The 16,791-nt window shown below is 68.8% G+C and carries 14 protein-coding genes; 6 read left to right on the top strand and 8 right to left on the bottom strand.

Features of this window, described 5'->3' with window-relative positions; genetic code table 11:
* Nucleotide 1 precedes the first annotated feature (1 nt).
* From AC1VNM_RS26380 to AC1VNM_RS26360, 5 genes are all read left to right on the top strand, one after another.
* Nucleotides 2-1,333: a DUF1501 domain-containing protein gene (locus tag AC1VNM_RS26380; protein ID WP_483108882.1), complete on the top strand. Its 1,332-nt coding sequence runs from the start codon at nt 2-4 to the stop codon at nt 1,331-1,333.
* A gap of 314 nt (nt 1,334-1,647) precedes the next feature.
* Entirely contained in the window at nt 1,648-2,121 is a 474-nt protein-coding gene (locus AC1VNM_RS26375) for a hypothetical protein (protein ID WP_483108881.1), read from the top strand.
* A 19-nt stretch (nt 2,122-2,140) separates the two neighbouring features.
* The gene (locus tag AC1VNM_RS26370) at nt 2,141-3,541 is read left to right on the top strand and encodes a class II fumarate hydratase (protein WP_377157624.1); all 1,401 of its coding nucleotides are present in this window, start codon (nt 2,141-2,143) and stop codon (nt 3,539-3,541) included.
* Nucleotides 3,528-4,454, top strand: a complete 927-nt coding sequence (locus tag AC1VNM_RS26365) for a ZIP family metal transporter (RefSeq protein WP_483108880.1) — start codon at nt 3,528-3,530, stop codon at nt 4,452-4,454. The genes AC1VNM_RS26370 and AC1VNM_RS26365 overlap by 14 nt, the downstream gene beginning before the upstream one ends.
* A gap of 182 nt (nt 4,455-4,636) precedes the next feature.
* Nucleotides 4,637-5,344, top strand: coding sequence for a hypothetical protein (locus AC1VNM_RS26360; protein WP_483108879.1), 708 nt, complete (start codon nt 4,637-4,639; stop codon nt 5,342-5,344).
* Between the two features lie 45 nt (nt 5,345-5,389).
* Here the strand turns inward: AC1VNM_RS26360 and AC1VNM_RS26355 are convergent, their stop codons facing one another.
* Entirely contained in the window at nt 5,390-7,075 is a 1,686-nt protein-coding gene (locus tag AC1VNM_RS26355) for a PQQ-binding-like beta-propeller repeat protein (protein ID WP_483108878.1), read from the bottom strand.
* Nucleotides 7,076-7,377: 302 nt separating this feature from the next.
* Between AC1VNM_RS26355 and AC1VNM_RS26350 the strand changes: the two genes are divergently transcribed.
* Nucleotides 7,378-8,127, top strand: a complete 750-nt coding sequence (locus AC1VNM_RS26350) for a carbonic anhydrase (RefSeq protein WP_483108877.1) — start codon at nt 7,378-7,380, stop codon at nt 8,125-8,127.
* 49 nt (nt 8,128-8,176) lie between these two features.
* Here the strand turns inward: AC1VNM_RS26350 and AC1VNM_RS26345 are convergent, their stop codons facing one another.
* The 7 genes from AC1VNM_RS26345 to AC1VNM_RS26315 form a co-directional block, all read right to left on the bottom strand.
* On the bottom strand, nt 8,177-9,307 hold the full coding sequence (locus AC1VNM_RS26345) for an acyl-CoA dehydrogenase family protein (RefSeq protein WP_483108876.1): 1,131 nt from the start codon (nt 9,305-9,307) through the stop codon (nt 8,177-8,179).
* Nucleotides 9,308-9,309: 2 nt separating this feature from the next.
* Nucleotides 9,310-10,734 carry a hypothetical protein gene (locus AC1VNM_RS26340; RefSeq protein ID WP_483108875.1) on the bottom strand — a complete coding sequence of 475 codons (1,425 nt, stop codon included), beginning with the start codon at nt 10,732-10,734 and terminating at the stop codon, nt 9,310-9,312.
* 100 nt (nt 10,735-10,834) lie between these two features.
* Nucleotides 10,835-11,503, bottom strand: coding sequence for an SDR family oxidoreductase (locus AC1VNM_RS26335; protein WP_377157635.1), 669 nt, complete (start codon nt 11,501-11,503; stop codon nt 10,835-10,837).
* 11 nt (nt 11,504-11,514) lie between these two features.
* Nucleotides 11,515-12,693, bottom strand: coding sequence for an acetyl-CoA C-acyltransferase (locus tag AC1VNM_RS26330; protein ID WP_377157637.1), 1,179 nt, complete (start codon nt 12,691-12,693; stop codon nt 11,515-11,517).
* A gap of 67 nt (nt 12,694-12,760) precedes the next feature.
* Nucleotides 12,761-14,596, bottom strand: a complete 1,836-nt coding sequence (aceK, locus tag AC1VNM_RS26325) for a bifunctional isocitrate dehydrogenase kinase/phosphatase (protein ID WP_483108874.1) — start codon at nt 14,594-14,596, stop codon at nt 12,761-12,763.
* Nucleotides 14,597-14,652: 56 nt separating this feature from the next.
* Nucleotides 14,653-15,327, bottom strand: a complete 675-nt coding sequence (gene can / locus AC1VNM_RS26320) for a carbonate dehydratase (protein ID WP_377157639.1) — start codon at nt 15,325-15,327, stop codon at nt 14,653-14,655.
* Nucleotides 15,328-15,460: 133 nt separating this feature from the next.
* Nucleotides 15,461-16,639: an isovaleryl-CoA dehydrogenase gene (locus tag AC1VNM_RS26315; protein ID WP_483108873.1), complete on the bottom strand. Its 1,179-nt coding sequence runs from the start codon at nt 16,637-16,639 to the stop codon at nt 15,461-15,463.
* Between the last annotated feature and the right edge of the window lie 152 nt (nt 16,640-16,791).

Genomic DNA, 16,791 nt, shown 5'->3' with positions numbered 1-16,791 from the left:
CATGGACCGACGACACCTGCTCCGAACGCTTGCGGCCGGATCCCTGACGATCTCGCACGCCCGCCTCTTCGCCACGGGCGCCACCAGCACCGCAGGCCAGGGTCTGGAGAAGCCGGTGACGCCGGTGCCCCTCGGAGCGAATGCCGAGCGTGAGGAGGCGATTGAGCGGAGAGGGGCACCGGCGTCACCGGCTTCGGGCGGTGTCGGACGGCCCCGCTTCCTGCTCGTCTTCCTGCGCGGCGGCTACGACGCCACCCACCTGCTGATCCCCACGAGCAGCAGCTTCTACTACGAGCAAAGACCGCGCATCGCCATCGCCAGACCCTCGCCGACCGACGCTGCCTCCGCGCTGCCGCTCGACGCCGACTGGGGGCTGCACCCTGCCCTGCGCGCGAGCCTGTTCCCGCTGGTGCAGGCGGGCCAGGCGCGCTTCCTCCCGTTCGCCGGCACGGAGGATCTGTCGCGCAGCCATTTCGAGACGCAGGACAGCATCGAGCTGGGCCAGCCGGTGGGCGGTTCGCGCGACTACAACTCGGGCTTCCTGAACCGCCTGGCGGCGGAGCTCGACGCGCAGCAGGCGCTGTCGTTCACGGACCAGTTGCCGATCGCGTTCCGCGGCCCGGTGCGCATCGCCAACGCCGGCCTCCGTGAGACCGCGCGTCCCGCCGTCGACGCGAAGAACCGCGCGCTGATCGCCAGCATGTACCAGGGCCAGAGCCTGGGCGCGTCCGTGGAGGAAGGGCTCGCGCTGCGCGAGGAACTCGCGCGCGACCTGTCGCCGGACCGGATGAAGACGATGACCGATGCCGCCGGTCGCAATGCGATTCCCGCCAAGGGCTTCGAGCTGGAGGCGCGCCGCATCGCGACGCTGATGCGCGGACGCTTCAGCCTGGGTTTCATCGATGTCGGCGGCTGGGACACGCACGTCAACCAGGGCGGCGCGACCGGGCAACTGGCCAATCGTTTCGAGGAGCTCGGCCGCGGCCTCGCGGCCATCGCGGATGAACTGGGACCGGATCTCTGGCGGCAGACCACGGTCATGGTGATCAGCGAATTCGGCCGCACCTTCCGCGAGAACGGCAACCGCGGCACCGACCACGGTCACGGCAGCGTGTATTGGCTGCTGGGCGGCGGCCTCGCGACCGGTGGTCCGGTGGCCGGCGACCAGATCGCGCTGACGGCGACCTCGCTGTTCCAGAACCGCGACTACCCCGTGCTCAACGACTACCGCGCCGTGCTGGGCGGGCTGTGGCAACGCCAGTTCGGGCTGTCCAGCGAGGCCCTGGCCCGTGTCTTCCCAGGTGTCCGCCCCAAGGACCTTCGCCTGATCTGACACGGCTTCGCCCAAAGCCCCCAGGCCTTGCAAGCGCTTGCAGGCGAAGGCTTGCAGATGAGATCAATTCTCATCTAGGATCATCCTCAAACGAGAAGACTCCTGCGGGTTCCGACCCCGCGCGACCAATGCAACTTGCAGAGAGGTTGCGCCGCGATGCGATCGGCATCGTTTCGCGGCTCGACCTCTCTTTTCTTTTTGCGTCGGGAGCCGGCCTTGCCGGACTTCGCTTCCCGTTCCCGCCACAGCAAGCGTTCCTGCCAGCCCGTGTCCGCCGGCCCGACCGGTTCACGCCTTGATCGTCAGGAGTCGCCATGCCCTTGCTTCCCTCCCGCATGCCCGCACCCGAAGGCGCTTCCCTGCCCGCTTCCGGCCCCGGCCTCCCTCCCGCGGGGGAGTCGCGGGCCGCCCCGATGGCGGTCGACGGGGGATGCGCCGCCGCCGATCATCCGGGCGTGGAGTGCCTGCGCTGGATGGCGCTGAAGATCACCTGCGGCCTCGCCCCCGACGAGCCGGCCCTGCTGCGGCAGCACCAGCTGGCGCTGGAGCAACTGGTCGACGCTGGCGTCCTCGCGCCGATCCCCGCTCACGAACAGGCCCTCCGGCTGCTGTACGGCGCCGCTCACAACTCGCTGCTACCCTGGCATTGGCGATGTGCCTGCCTGGATCAGCTCAACCGTCCGCTCGCGGCGTTGCACCGGTTGGCCGACGCCCAGGGCGACGCCGCCCTCGTCGCGCGCCTGCAGCGCTTCCATTGGCGCCTGAGCCGCAGCCCCCTTCAGGAATGACCAGGAAAGAAAAATTCCCATGAGCAAGGCCACCCGCATCGAACGCGATTCCATGGGCGAAGTCGCCGTGCCCGTCGACGCGCTGTACGGCGCGCAGACGCAGCGCGCGATCGAGAACTTCGCCATCAGCCGCCAGCCCATGCCCGAGCGCTTCGTGCGCGCGCTGGTGCTGCAGAAGGCGGCCGCGGCGCGCGCCAACATCGCGCTCGAGCAGGTGCCGGCCGACATCGGCCAGGCGATCGATCGCGCCGCGACGCAGCTGCTGCAGGATCCGGCGCTGATGAGCCACTTCCCGGTGGAGATCTTCCAGACCGGGTCGGGCACCAGCTCGAACATGAATGCCAACGAAGTGATCGCCACCGTGGCCACGCGCCTGATCGGCAGCGGCGCGGCGAATCCGGTGACGGTCAATCCGAACGACCACGTCAACGCGGGCCAGAGCAGCAACGACTCGATCCCGACGGTGCTGCACATCAGCGCCGCGCAGGCGCTCCAGGGCGAGCTGCTGCCGGCGCTGGACCTGCTGGTGCAGACGCTGCAGGAGAAGATCCAGAGCGTCGGCCATCACGTGAAGACCGGCCGCACCCACCTGATGGACGCGATGCCGCTGCGCCTGGGCCAGGAGCTCGGCGGCTGGTGCGCGCAGATCGAGGCGCGCCGCGCGCAGCTGCGCGCGCTGCTGCCGTCGGTGTGCGAGCTCGCGCAGGGCGGCACCGCGGTGGGCACGGGCATCAACGCGCATCCGGACTTCGCGCAGCGCTTTGCCGAGGAGCTGTCCACGCTGACCGGCCTGAGCTTCCGCCCGGCGCCGGACTTCTTCGCCGCGCTGTCGGCGCAGGACACGGCGGTGGCGCTGTCGGGCGCGCTGAAGGGCCTGGCGGTCTCGCTCATGAAGATCGCCAACGACCTGCGCTGGATGAACTCCGGCCCGCTCGCCGGCCTGGCGGAGATCGAGCTGCACGCGCTGCAGCCGGGCTCGTCGATCATGCCGGGCAAGGTCAATCCGGTGATCCCGGAAGCGGTGACGATGGTCTGCGCGCAGGTCATCGGCCATGACGCGGCGATCACGATCGCGGGTCAGTCGGGCAACTTCCAGCTCAACGTGATGCTGCCGCTGATCGCGACCAACCTGCTGGACAGCCTGGCGCTGCTTTCGGCGGCCACCAAGGCGCTGGCGGAACAGGCGATCCGCGACTTCAAGGTCAACACCGACGGGCTGCAGCACGCGCTGGCGCGCAACCCGATCCTGGTCACCGCGCTGAACCGCGAGATCGGCTACCTGAAGGCCGCCGCGATCGCCAAGCGCGCGTATGCGGAGAAGCGGCCCATCCTCGACGTCGCCGAGGAGATGACCGACTTCGACCGCGCCACGCTCCAGCAGATGCTGGATCCCGCAAAGCTGACCGATGGCGGACTCTGACGCGATCCCCCGCGACGACCGCGCGCTGGCGCGCCGGCATCGGCTGCGCCAGGGCTTCGGCTTCGCGATCCTGCTGATCGGGGCGGTCCTGCTGCTGCAGCAGGGCTGGACCTGGATCAGACCGGGCGGCGGCATCGGCCACGGCTCGGTGATCACGATGGCGCTGCAGGCGGGCCTGCTGGCCGCCGCGGCAACGGCCTTCGGCACGCTGCCCGCGCTGGGCACGCGCAGCCTGTCCGCGCGCGGGCAGGACGCCCTGATGGGATTCGGCGCCGGCGTGATGCTGGCGGCCTGTTCGTTCTCCCTGATCATTCCCGGCCTCGAGGCCGCGCGCGCGCATTCGACGCCGACCGGCGCCGCCACGCAGGTCGCGCTGGCGGTGCTGCTGGGTGCGTGGGCGCTGATGGCGCTGGACCGCTGGCTGCCGCACGAGCACTTCATCAAGGGCCGCGAGGGCATGGACCCGACGCGGCTGCGGCGCACGACGCTGTTCGTGATCGCGGTCACGCTGCACAACCTGCCGGAGGGCCTCGCGATCGGCGTGGCCTTCGCGGCCAACGATCCGGTCGCGGCCGCCAGCCTGAGCCTGGCCATCGCGATCCAGGACCTGCCGGAGGGCTTCGTCATCGCGGTGGCGCTGATGACGGTGGGTTACTCGCGGCGCAAGGCGCTGCTGCTGGGCGCGGCGTCGGGGCTGGTCGAACCGGTCGGCGCGGTGCTGGGTGCCTGGATCGTGTCCGCCTGGCCGCTGTTGCTGCCATGGGGACTGGGCTTCGCGGCGGGCGCGATGCTCTTCGTCATCAGCCACGAGATCATTCCCGAGTCGCACCGCAAAGGCCACGAGCGCTGGGCGACGCAGGGGCTGATGCTTGGCTTCGCGCTGATGATGGTGCTGGACACGGCGCTGGGCTGAGCGTCCGGCGCCTGGCCTCCGGCATCCGTAACGCGCCCCTTCCGCCTGGTTTACAACTCGCCGCGTTCAATCGGCAGCCTTTCACGCGGCCCCCGCTCGCGCACGGGACCGGGCGCCCACAAGCCCCGCACGTCCCTTCACCATCGGTGTTCTGCTTTCTTGCCTGCAGGACCCGAGCCGTGATGAAGAAGTTTTTCGCCGCGCTTGCCGCGCTCGCCGCCGCCCTCCCCGTCTTCTCGACGACTGCGCACGCCGCCGGCCTGACGCCGCTGGAACAGCGCTGGATCGCGGGCATGTCGCCGGTCCTGCAACACGCGAAGACCTCGGGCATGCCGGTCGACATCGTCGTGCAGCCGCAGGACGCGCCGGAGGCGGCGCCGCTCGCACTGGGCTTCAAGGATGGCCGCTGCAAGCTGGTGCTCAGCCTGCGCGGCAACCCCGAGGGCGAAGCGACGACGCAGCGCCTGCCGGCGGGCCTGGAGGACAGCGCCCTCGAACTGATGGCGGCGCATGAACTCGGCCATTGCCGCCGCTACCTGGATGGCGCGTGGTTCAACCTGCCGGTGGGTTTCTCGGCCACGCCGGTGCCCGACGGCCTGAGTCCGGACCTGCAGCGCGCCTACCTGTCGATGAAATCCGTGCGCCGCGAGGAAGGCTACGGCGACCTCGTCGCACTGGGCTGGACCGCGCAGCGTCACCCCGACCAGTACGCCGCGTTGCACGCCTGGCTGATGCAGGAACGCAGCCGCGACCTGCTGCCGGGCAGCCACCACGACACGCTCGCGTGGCTCAAGCTGGCCCGTGATGCGAAGGCGCTGGGAAGCGCGCCATCGATGTTCGACGCGGCGCTGCCGGTCTGGCAGTCCGGGCTGAGCATCGATGAGGACTGAATCGCGTGAATGACCCGGCCCGGCGGGCCCGGGTCTACAAGGCGCTCAGCGCAGGTTGAAGGTCTTCAAGGTCGTCAGCGGCTGCGCGCTGGCGGACTGCGCCAGCACCACCAGCACCCCCTCGCGGGTCAGGCCGAGCCAGCCCCCGTTCGGCGTGCGCCAGGCCACCTGACGCGTCGCGAGGTCCAGCGCCAGCGTCTGCTTGTCGGTGGACACGAACAGATGGCTGTCGGTCAGCACCATCTGGCGCTGCCAGTAGCCGTCCGTCGCTTCCATCGGCCAGGACCACAGCAGGGCGCCGTCGCTCAGCTGGCGGGCCTCCACCGACTTCGTCTGCTGGTTGGACGCATAGACGATGCCGTGTGCCGTCACCGGGTGATCCATGAACTGGCCGGCGACATCCCAGCGCTGCGCGCCGGTGGCGCGGTCCACCACGGTCAGATGGTTGTCGACGACCTCGCCCGGTGCCATCTCGCGATGGCTCAGCAGCACGGCGCTCACGCCGTCGTCAGGCAGCACCGGCGCCTGGAAGGTGGCGAACTGGGTGAACTTCTGGTCTTCGCGCGTGGGGACGGGCTGCTCGGCGAGGATGCCGCCGTCGCTCAGCCGGAGCACGCGGTACATGCCGCCCGCATTGATGTACACGAGGCCCGCCGTCGCGTCGACCGTCGGTCCCCATCCGATGTAGTTGACGTTGGCCACCCGGTCGGAGAGCACCGTGCGCCAGACCTGGCTCAGGTCCGCCGTGTTGAACGCGGTCACGTGGTTGACCTCGGGATCGACCGGCAGCAGCAGGCGATCGCCCGACACGGTCCAGCCCGGATCGATCGTGGCGTAGGCCTGGCTGGTGTGATCGCCCAGGAGGTCGCCGCTGGTGGTCGACGTCATCATCACCCGGCTGCGCCGCGTGCTCCAGAACAGCCGGTCGCCCGCGACCATCGCCTGCGTCGGCGCCATCGGCAGCGTCGCCGACCACAGGTCCTTGCCGTCCTGCAGGCCGATCACGGACGCGTTCGTCGTGGCCGCGCTGTCGGCCCGCAGCGTGGGCACCGCAATGCGACCCTGTCCCAGGCCCAGCGCCTCGCCCGGGATCGTCCCGCCGTACAACCACCGTGCCCAGCGCGCGCTGAACTTCGCCGGATCGAGCGTCAGCGGCGCGTAGCCCGTGCGGGATGACGTCCCGCCGTAGCCGGCCCAATCCGACTGGCCCGGGATCGCCGCCGGCAGCGTCGTCAGCGTGGGGGCGCCGCCGGTGCCGATCTCCAGCCGGTAACGCACCTTGTTCGGCACGTAGTTGGTGAGGATCTCGAAGAGCACGACGTTGATCTCGATCGTGCCGGTGTAGACGCCCGGCTGCAGCTGCGTCACGAAACCGACGCTGAGCTGCACGTCGCCGCTGGGCAGCACGTCGCGGTACACATGGTCCACGACACGGAGCGTCGCGTTGTTGTCCGGCACCTCGTTCCAGAGCGGTCGGACCGTGTTGATCCCGTCATGCCGCTTGGAGGCATAGATCTTGACGTCCGGGCACGAGGCGCCCGGCTCCGCGGGCTTGCAATCGGCCGTGTTCTGGCTGAGCGAATACGGGACTTTGGTCTCGTCCAGCAGGTTCCCGATCGCTTTCTCGACCGCGCCGCCGCAGCCGGACAGCATCACCGAGACCATCAGCGCCACGATTGGCGCGCACAGGTTTCCCAGGGCGGGCAGGCGCCGCCGCATCGTCGACAACATGAATCTCTCCCTGATCGAAGGCGGCGCCCGATGCCCTCGTCGAGGGTCAGGTCTTGTCGCCAGCGCGCCGGAATCTACGTCCCCCGTCGCTCCCAGGCAAGCCAGTCCGAAGGGGGATCGGGAAAACGCCAAGGTCCCTGCGGGCGAAACCGCCCCCTCCAAGAAGTTCGGCGATATGAACAGGCGTTCGCAGGCAAGTCGCCACATTCAACGCTTTCATAACGTTTTGCTCACAGGTCGAACGCTACGCTGGCAACTTTTCCACTGAGTGCTGCCGTTCCAGCCCTGCCCCGAGAGTCCTCATGTCCCTACACACCCGCGTCCTGCTCGCCGCCCTGTCGGCCAGTCTCCTGTCGTCCACCTTGCCCGCCACCGCGGCGTCGCACTGGGAATACACCGGCGACAAGGGCGCCGCGCATTGGGGCGAAATCGATCCGTCATTCGCCGCCTGCGCCTTGGGCCATGAGCAGAGTCCGATCAACATCGTCAAGACGGTGAAGGCGGCGCTGCCCGCCCTCGCCTTCCATTACGGCAACGCCGCGCCGACGATCTGGAACAACGGCCACACGGTGCAGGTGAACCTGCCGGCCGGCAACACGCTGGAGGTCGGCGGGCAGAGCTACGAACTGCTGCAGTTCCACTTCCACACGCCCAGCGAGGAGCACATCCAGGGCAAGTCCCTGCCGATGGTGGCGCACTTCGTGCACAGGAACGCGGCGGGCGAACTCGGCGTGGTGGCGGTGCTGATCCGCGCGGGACGTTCGAATGCGGCGTGGGACTCGGTGTTCCAGCACCTGCCGCGCGTGGGCGAGAAGATCACCGTGGATGAGTGGTCGCTGGACCTGGGCGCCCTGCTGCCGAAGTCGCTGGGTTACTACGACTTCGCCGGCTCGCTCACGACGCCGCCCTGTTCGGAGGGGGTGCACTGGATGGTGCTGAAGGAACCGGTGACGTTGTCGTCGCGCCAGATCGCCGCGTTCCGCCAGTTGGTCGGCCGGAATGCGCGGCCGGTGCAGGCGCTGAACGCGCGGGTGGTCCAGGAAAGCGAGTGAGCCGGCGCGCGGCGCCGCACGCACGACGAGGGCGCGAGCGCCGGCCGGCTCAGCCGAGCGCGCGTCCGATCAGGATCTTCTGCACCTCGGACGTGCCTTCGTAGATCTGCGTCACGCGGACGTCGCGGTAGATCCGCTCGACCGGGAAGTCGCTGACGTAGCCGTAGCCGCCGTGGACCTGGATCGCGGCGGAGCAGACGCGTTCCGCCATCTCGCTGGCGAAGAGCTTGGCCATCGCAGCCTCCTTCAGGCAAGGCTGGCCGGCGTCCTTCAGCGCGGCGGCGTGCCAGATCAGCTGGCGCGCGGCCTCGATCTGCGTGGCCATGTCGGCAAGCTTGTGCTGCATGGCCTGGTGCTCGAAGATCGGCACGCCGAAGGCGACGCGCTCCTTGCTGTAGCGCAGCGCCGCCTCGAAGGCCGCGCGCGCCATGCCCACCGACTGCGACGCGATGCCGATGCGGCCGCCTTCCAGCCCCGACAGCGCGATCTTCAGCCCCTGCCCTTCCTCGCCGATCCGGTTGGCGGCGGGCACGCGGCAGTTCTCGAACAGGATCTGCGCCGTGTCGCTGGCGTGCTGGCCCATCTTGTCCTCGATGCGCGCCACGATGTAGCCGGGCGTGCTCGTCGGAACCAGGAAGGCCGAGATGCCCTTCTTCCCCGCGGCCTTGTCGGTCACCGCCATGACGATGGCAACGTCGCCGTTCTTGCCGCTGGTGATGAACTGCTTGACGCCGTTGAGGACGTACTCGCCGCCATCCAGCACGGCGGTCGTCTTCAGGCCGCCGGCTTCGGAGCCCACATGCGGCTCGGTCAGGCAGAACGCGCCCAGCATGTCGCCGCGCGCCAGCGGCTTGAGGAAGCGCTGCTTCTGGTCCTCGTTGCCGAAGGCCATCAGGATGCTGCACACCGGGCAGTTGTTGACGCTCACCACGGTGGAGGTCGCGCCGTCCCCGGCGCCGATCTCTTCCAGGATGATCGCCAGCGCCAGGTAGTCCAGGCCCGCGCCGTCGTACTCGGTCGGCACGGCCACGCCGTAGCAGCCCAGCGCGGCCAGGCCCTTGAGCTCCTCGGCGGGGAACTGGTGGGACTTATCCCACGCGGCCGCCTTCGGTGCGATCTGGTCTTGCACGTAGGCGCGGACAGCGTCCTGCACGGCGCGGTGGTCTTCGGAAAGCAGCATGGTCAGCTCTTGGTCGGAGAGGGATCGAGGGTGGATCCCGTGACGGTGGCGGCGCTCGTGGCGCCGGGGGGAATGCGGTAGCGGAGCGTGTCCTGGTTCGACACCGTCGACCAGGGGCGCGCGACGATGTGGTCGCCGTCGACGGCGAGGCGCTCGCGCAGGCGGGCGTCCATGGGTTGCCGGGCCAGCCAGGCGGGGCGCTTCGCGGGTTCGACAGCTCCAGCCGACAGCGCGAGACGGGCGGCTTCGTTGAGCAGCATCAGGGAGGCCTGCTTGCGGGCGTAGTGCGGATAGCTCGACGCGCTGACCGAGACCAGCATCCCGCCGATCGAGTTGCGCCACGGCACGCCGAGCACCCACTGCGAGGCCAGATCCGGCTGCCAGTCAAGCAGCGTCAGCGGGCCTTCACCGGCTTTCCGCCGCGCTTCTTCCCACTGCGCATCCATCAGGTGCTGCGTCGCGTGGGGCATCGTCCAGAACTGGGGCTCGCAGCGCAAGGTCGTGGTCGACGGCGCGGCATGGGGATTCACGCCCTCGTCGATGCAGGCGATCTCACGGATGGACTCCCGACCGAACTGGGACTCGCTCCGGATCCAGATGGACGCGTCGAGCGCCTGCGCCGGAAGCGGCCGCAGCACCGCGTGCAGATCGGAGCCTGCCTTTGGATAACGTGCGGCCAGATCGGTGATGACGCGCCAGTGGATCCGCGCCATCGCGCCGGAGACACCGATGCCGATCAACGTGCGCGTGCCCGCGAGCATCGCGCCGGACAAGGCCTCGGCCTGCCTGGCGAAGCCCAGCATCGCGGCGGTGTCGCCCGACTCACCCGCGAGAGCGGCGCGCACCTCGAGCCAGCGCAGGCAATTCACCGTCGAGTGCCACTGCAGCCCGGTCGCGCGACGCGAGTAACTGTCGCCGGCCGTCTTGAGTTCCGCGCGCGGCGTGATCATCGGTTCTTCGAGGGTCACGCCCGCACGGGCCACGCCTTCGCAGCGACGGCCGATGTCGGCGTGAGCGTCGATCAGCGCACGCAACCCCGTGGCTTCGCGCGTCCAGACGGCCACGCAATCCTGTGTCTGCGCGTCGCATTGCCACGCGTCGGTGGCCGGACTGCGCTCCGCGGTCGAGGGCCACTGCCGCGGCGCAGGTGGCTCGCGCAGATCGATCTCGCCAGCGTCGATCACGGCCCAGCGCTTGACGCCTTCCGCGTGCGGATCGTCGCCCGCGGCAGTCAGGCCGATCAACGCAAAGAACGCGTTGCGTTCCGGCGGCAGCGTCGGCGCCGGCACGCGCAGCGCCTCCGGCACCGGACGCGGCGCGTCGTCGACCAGCCGGTTGTTGAACGCCGCCCAGGCCGCCGCGAGCGTGACCACGCCCAGCAGGCAGCCGCCCAGGATCTTCAGCGTCACGCGAGCCCACCGCTTCATCGTTCTCTCCCTGAGTCTTGCTCTGTGGTCAGCGAGTATCGGACGACCGCAGCCCTCGCCCCTGCCCTCCCCCGCAAGCGGGAGAGGGAGGACGAGCGCGTCACCAGGGCAGCGGGCTGCCGTCGTAGTTGAAGAACGCGCCGTTGTCGCCCGGCTTCAGTCCGTCGAGCACGCCGCGCAGGCTGGATGCGCTGGTGGCGACGTCGATGTCGGCCTCCTGCCCGCCCATGTCGGTCTTGACCCAGCCCGGGTGCAGGCTGACGCAGATCGCGCGGCCGTCGAGCGTCAGCGCGACGTCCTTCATCACCGAGTTCACCGCCGCCTTCGATGCGCGGTAGACCCAGCCCGCCGAGTTCGCGCGCAGCGTCAGCGATCCCATCCGCGAGGACAGGATGCCGATGCGCGCGTCCGGCGCCAGCGCGTCCAGCAGCTGCGGCAGCACGCGCATCGGGCCCAGCACGTTGGTGTGCATGACGGCGTCGAAGTCCGCCTGGCTCGGCGGCTGCAGGCCGATGGTCTTCGGGCCGTAGAGGCCGGCCACGTACATGACGCGGTTGAACTGGTAGCCGTCGAGCTGCCAGGCCAGGCCGGCGATGCTGACCACGTCGGACACCTCGAGCTTGATCGCCGTCGCGCCGAGCGCGCGCAGCTTCTCCAGGCTGGCGTCGTCTCGCGCCGTCGCGACGACGGTGTCGCCGCGCTCGCGATGCTGCTTCACGAGCTCGAGGCCGATGCCCCGCGAGGCGCCGATGATGAGGACTTGCGTCATCCGGTCCGTCCTCAGATCAGCTCGACGCCGACGGCGGTCGCTTCACCGCCGCCGATGCACAGCGCCGCGACGCCGCGCTTCAGGCCGCGATGCTTCAGCGCGCCCAGCAGCGTCACCAGGATGCGGGCGCCCGACGCGCCGATCGGATGACCCAGCGCCACGGCGCCGCCGTTGACGTTGACGATCTCGTGCGGCAGCTTGAACTCGGCCATCGCGGCCATCGTCACCGCGGCGAAGGCCTCGTTGACTTCCCACAGGTCGACGCTCTTCGCGTCCCACTGGTTCTTGGCCAGCAGCTTCTGGATCGCGCCGACCGGCGCGGTCGTGAACCACTCCGGCGCGTTCGCGTGCACCGCGGTGCCGACGATGCGTGCCACCGGCTTGACGCCCAGCTTGTTGGCGGTGGACTCGCGCATCAGCACCATCGCGGCGGCGCCGTCGGAGATCGACGACGAGGTGGCGGCCGTGATCGAGCCGTCCTTCTTGAACGCCGGCTTCAGCGTCGGGATCTTGTCGAGCTTGGCCTTGAAGGGCTGCTCGTCGCGCGAGATCACCGTGTCGCCGCCCTTGCCGGCGATCGTCACCGGCGCGATCTCCCACGCGAAGCTGCCGTCCTCGTTGGCGCGCTTGGAGCGCTCCGTCGACGCGATGGCGAACTGGTCCTGCGCCTCGCGCGTGAAGGCGTACTTGTCGACGCACTGCTCGGCGAAGACGCCCATGGCCTTGCCGCGCTCGTACGCATCTTCCAGGCCGTCCAGCGCCATGTGGTCGTACATCTGCGCGGCGCCGTACTTCACGCCCTTGCGCGCGAACATCAGGTGCGGCGCGTTGGTCATGGATTCCATGCCGCCGGCGATCAGGATGTCAGCGCTTTCGGCCTTCAGCGTGTCGTGCGCGAACATGGTCGCGCGCATGCCGGCGCCGCACATCTTGGACAGCGTCACCGCGCCGACCGACTGCGGCAGGCCCGCCTTCAGCACGGCCTGGCGCGCCGGGGCCTGGCCCTGGCCGGCCATCAGGCAGTTGCCGAGGAAGGCTTCCTCGATCGAATCGGTCGGGATGCCGGCGCGCTCGACGGCCGCCTTGATGGCGACGGCGCCCAGCTCCCACGCGGCCAGGCCGGCGAAGTCGCCCAGCAGGCCGCCGATCGGCGTGCGGGCGGCGGAAACGATGACGATGGAATCGGACATGGGGGTCTCCTTCAAAGAAATCAGGGAATGCGCCGGCAACGATGGAGGCGAGGTGCGCGGTCGGTGATCAGTGGATCGGAAGCTCGCGGTCCTGCGACTCCGGCACCCTCAGGGCCGGGGCGACGTCGCGGACGTGGAAGCGCTTGTGCGGGTCGTACGGGAACACGTCCTCGACGTGCCCCGCCAGGATGCGTTCCTTGTGGGTCTGCCAGAACGCGGGATCGAGCAGGTCGGCGTGGTGCGCCATGAAGACGTCGCGCACGCCCGGATGGCCGAGCAGGAAAGGCCCGAAGGTCTCCGGGAACACGTCGTGCTTGTTCACCGTGTACCAGACCTCGCCCGACATTTCGTCTTCCTCGTTGCGGGCCTCGGGCACCTTGCGGAAGTTGCAGTCGGTCAGGTATTCGATCTCGTCGTAGTCGTAGAACACGACCTTGCCGTGGCGCGTCACGCCGAAGTTCTTCCACAGCATGTCGCCCGGGAAGATGTTGGCCGCCACCAGGTCCTTGATCGCGTTGCCGTACTCGACCACCGCATGCGCCAGCTGCGCCGGCGACGCCTCCTGCAGGTAGATGTTGAGCGGCACCATGCGGCGCTCGATGTAGAGGTGCTTGAGGACCAGGTCGTCGCCGGTCTCCTCCAGCAGCGAGGGGCAGAAGTGCTTCAGCTCCGCGACCAGCTCGTCCTCGAAGCGGTTGCGCGGGAAGGCGACGCGCGTGTACTCCAGCGTGTCGGCCATGCGCCCGACGCGGTCGTGCTGCTTCACCAGCAGGTACTTGGACTGGATCTGCTCGCGCGTCGTGTCCTTCTGCGGCGGGTAGAAGTCCTTGATGACCTTGAAGACGAAGGGATACGACGGCAGGTCGAAGACCAGCATCACCATGCCCTTGATGCCGGGCGCGATGCGGAACTTGTCGCTGCTGTGGCGCAGGTGGTTGAGGAAGTCCCGGTAGAAGAGGTTCTTGCCCTGCTTCTGCAAACCGAGCGTCGCGTAGATCTCCGAGCGCGGCTTGCGCGGCATCAGCGAGCGCAGGAACTGCACGTAGGCGCTGGGCACTTCCATGTCGACGAGGAAGTAGGCCCGCGCGAAGCTGAACAGCATCTGCAGTTCGTCCTCGCCGAACAGCGCGGCGTCGATGTAGAGCTGACGCTCGCCCGAGGGATCGGTCGTGCCGTCGGCCGACTCCTTGTGCAGGATGGGCAGCGCGAACGGCGTCTCGGTGAAGCCGTTGATGATCTTGCCGACGATGTAGGCGCCCTTGTTGCGGAAGAACAGCGAGGACAGCACCTGCACCTGGAAGTTGGTCCGCCAGCGGAAGGCACCGAGCTCCTGGCCGGCGGCCTTCAGCACCAGGTCGATGTCGCGGCCGAGGTCCTCGAACTCCAGCGCCAGCTGGAAGTTGAAGACGATGCGCATGAAGGTGTCGCGCAGCGTGTCCTGCGAGGGGTAGTAGCAGCGGTAGGTCGGCTGCGCGGCCGGTTCCTCGTTCTCGATGAACTCGGTGGAGATCGCCGGCCGGACGAAGATGAACTCGTTGTGGAAGTAGCTGTGGTGGAGGATGCGCGTCGTGACCGAGTTGAAGAAGGTCTCGGCGAGCTCCGGCCGCAGGTGCTTGGTCAGCAGGCCGATGTAGTGCAGCTTGACCTGCTGCCAGACCTCGCTGGGCAGCTCGCTGGTGCGGAAGCGTTGTTCCAGCTCGATGACGGCCTCGTCGACACGCAGGTCGTAGAACTCGATGCGCTCGCGCTGCGCGCGCTGCTGGCCGTGCCAGTCGGCCTGCTCGAAGCGCTGCTTGGCGGTCGCGGACGCGGCGCGGAACAGGCGGTAGTGCTTGTCGAAGCCCGCGAGCATCGCCTGGGCGATCTCGAACGCGCGCGGATCGTTGAGCTCGTGGGGGAACATGGCGTCTTGCTCCGTCCCGATCGTGTCCGTTGTATCCGCGCGGAGGCCGTCCGGGCTCAGCGGCCCATGGCCGCCTCGTAGCGGCGGTGCAATGCCTCGAGGGCGCTGCGGTAGGCGGGACCGACGTCCTCGGCCTTCCCGACGGTGATGCTCAGGTCCTTCAGCAGGCCGTTGTGCAGGCCGTAGACCCAGCCATGCACGGCGACCGACTGCCCGCGCGCCCAGGCGTCCTGGACCACGGTGGTCTGGCAGGCGTTGCGGGCCTGCTCCAGCACATTGAGCTCGCACAGCGCATTGGCGCGCTGGTCGGCGGCCACCTGGTCCAGCCATTCCTGGTGGTGGTTGCGCACGTCCTGGACGTGACGCAGCCAGTTGTCCACCAGACCGACCCGCAGGTCTTCCAGCGCGGCGCGCACGCCGCCGCAGTTGCTGTGGCCCACGATGATGATGTGCTGGACCTTCAGCTGGTCCACGGCGAACTGCATGACCGACAGGCAGTTCAGGTCCGAATGGACCACGACGTTCGCGACGTTGCGGTGGACGAAGAGCTCGCCCGGCAGCAGGTCCACCAGCTCATTGGCCGGGACCCGGCTGTCCGCGCAGCCGATCCACAGGTATTGCGGCGTCTGCTGCTTCAGCAAGCGCGAGAAGAAGCCGGGCGACTGTTCTTCAGTCGCGGTGGCCCAGCGCTTGTTGTTGTCCAGCAGGTCTTGCAGTTCGTTCGTACTCATGACCAGCATTGTCGCGTCACATGGCGTGACAGTAGCGAATGCGGCTTTCCAACCAAGCGGCACCCATGGAACTGGCTCTGCCAGGCCATCGGGTGCGCCCCCTCGGGGGGCCGGCGAAGCCGGTAGGGGGGGGTCACATTGTCTCGGCGAAGAGCTCGCGACCGATCAGCATGCGCCGGATCTCGGACGTGCCCGCGCCGATTTCGTAGAGCTTCGCGTCACGCCAGAGGCGGCCCAGCGGGTACTCGTTGATGTAGCCGTTGCCGCCGAAGATCTGGATGCCTTCGCCGGCCATCCAGGTGGCCTTCTCGGCGCACCAGAGGATGACGGACGCGCAGTCCTTGCGCACCTGGCGGACATGGGCGCCATCGAGGGCGTCCAGGTTCTTGCCCACGGTGTAGCAGAACGCGCGGGCGGCCTGCAGCACGGTGTACATGTCGGCGACCTTGCCCTGGATCAGCTGGAACTCGCCGATCGACTGGCCGAACTGCTTGCGGTCGTGGATGTAGGGGACGACGTTGTCCATCACCGCCTGCATGATGCCGATCGGACCGGCGGCCAGCACGGCGCGTTCGTAGTCCAGGCCCGACATCAGCACCTTGGTGCCGCCGCCGACCTGGCCCAGCACGTTCTCGGCCGGGACCTCGACGTCCTGGAACACCAGCTCGCCGGTGTGGCTGCCGCGCATGCCGAGCTTGTCCAGCTTCTGCGCGATCGAGAAGCCCTTCATGCCCTTCTCGATCAGGAAAGCGGTCATGCCGCGGGCGCCGAGCTCCGGCTCGGTCTTGGCATAGACGACCAGCGTGTCCGCGTCGGGACCGTTGGTGATCCACATCTTGTTGCCGTTGAGGACGTAGTAGCCGCCCTTGTCCTCCGCGCGGAGCTTCATCGACACGACGTCGGAGCCGGCGCCGGGTTCGCTCATCGCCAACGCGCCGACGTGTTCGCCGGAGATCAGCTTGGGCAGGTACTTCTGCTTCTGGGCCTCGGTGCCGTTGCGCTTGATCTGGTTGACGCACAGGTTGGAGTGGGCGCCGTAGCTCAGGCCGACCGAGGCGCTGGCGCGGCTGATCTCCTCCATCGCCACCATGTGGGCGAGGTAGCCCATCGCGGCGCCGCCGTACTCCTCGGGCACGGTGATGCCCAGGACGCCGACGTCGCCCATCTTGCGCCACAGGTCCATCGGGAACTGGTCGCTGCGATCGATCTCCGCGGCGCGGGGGGCGATCTCGGCTTGCGCGAACTCGCGCACTGCGTCGCGCAGGGCGTCGATGTCCTCGCCGAGGTGGAAGTTCAGACCGGGCAGGCTCATGGGTTTGTCTCCTCGACCGCCTCCGCGGACGCCTCTCCGGGCGGCCGCTGGGCTGTTCGTCTTACGTTTACGTAAACGTCAATTGTAGGGCAGGACTCCCCGCCGGCAAGCTTCGCAGAAATGCGTAAGTAGCGTCCCGCCCTCCGCAGTCG

The sequence above is a fragment of the Mitsuaria sp. MSU3D genome (assembly GCF_056867975.1).
Note: the sequence above shows the minus strand (reverse complement) of the source record. Positions and strands in the feature narration are given on the sequence as shown.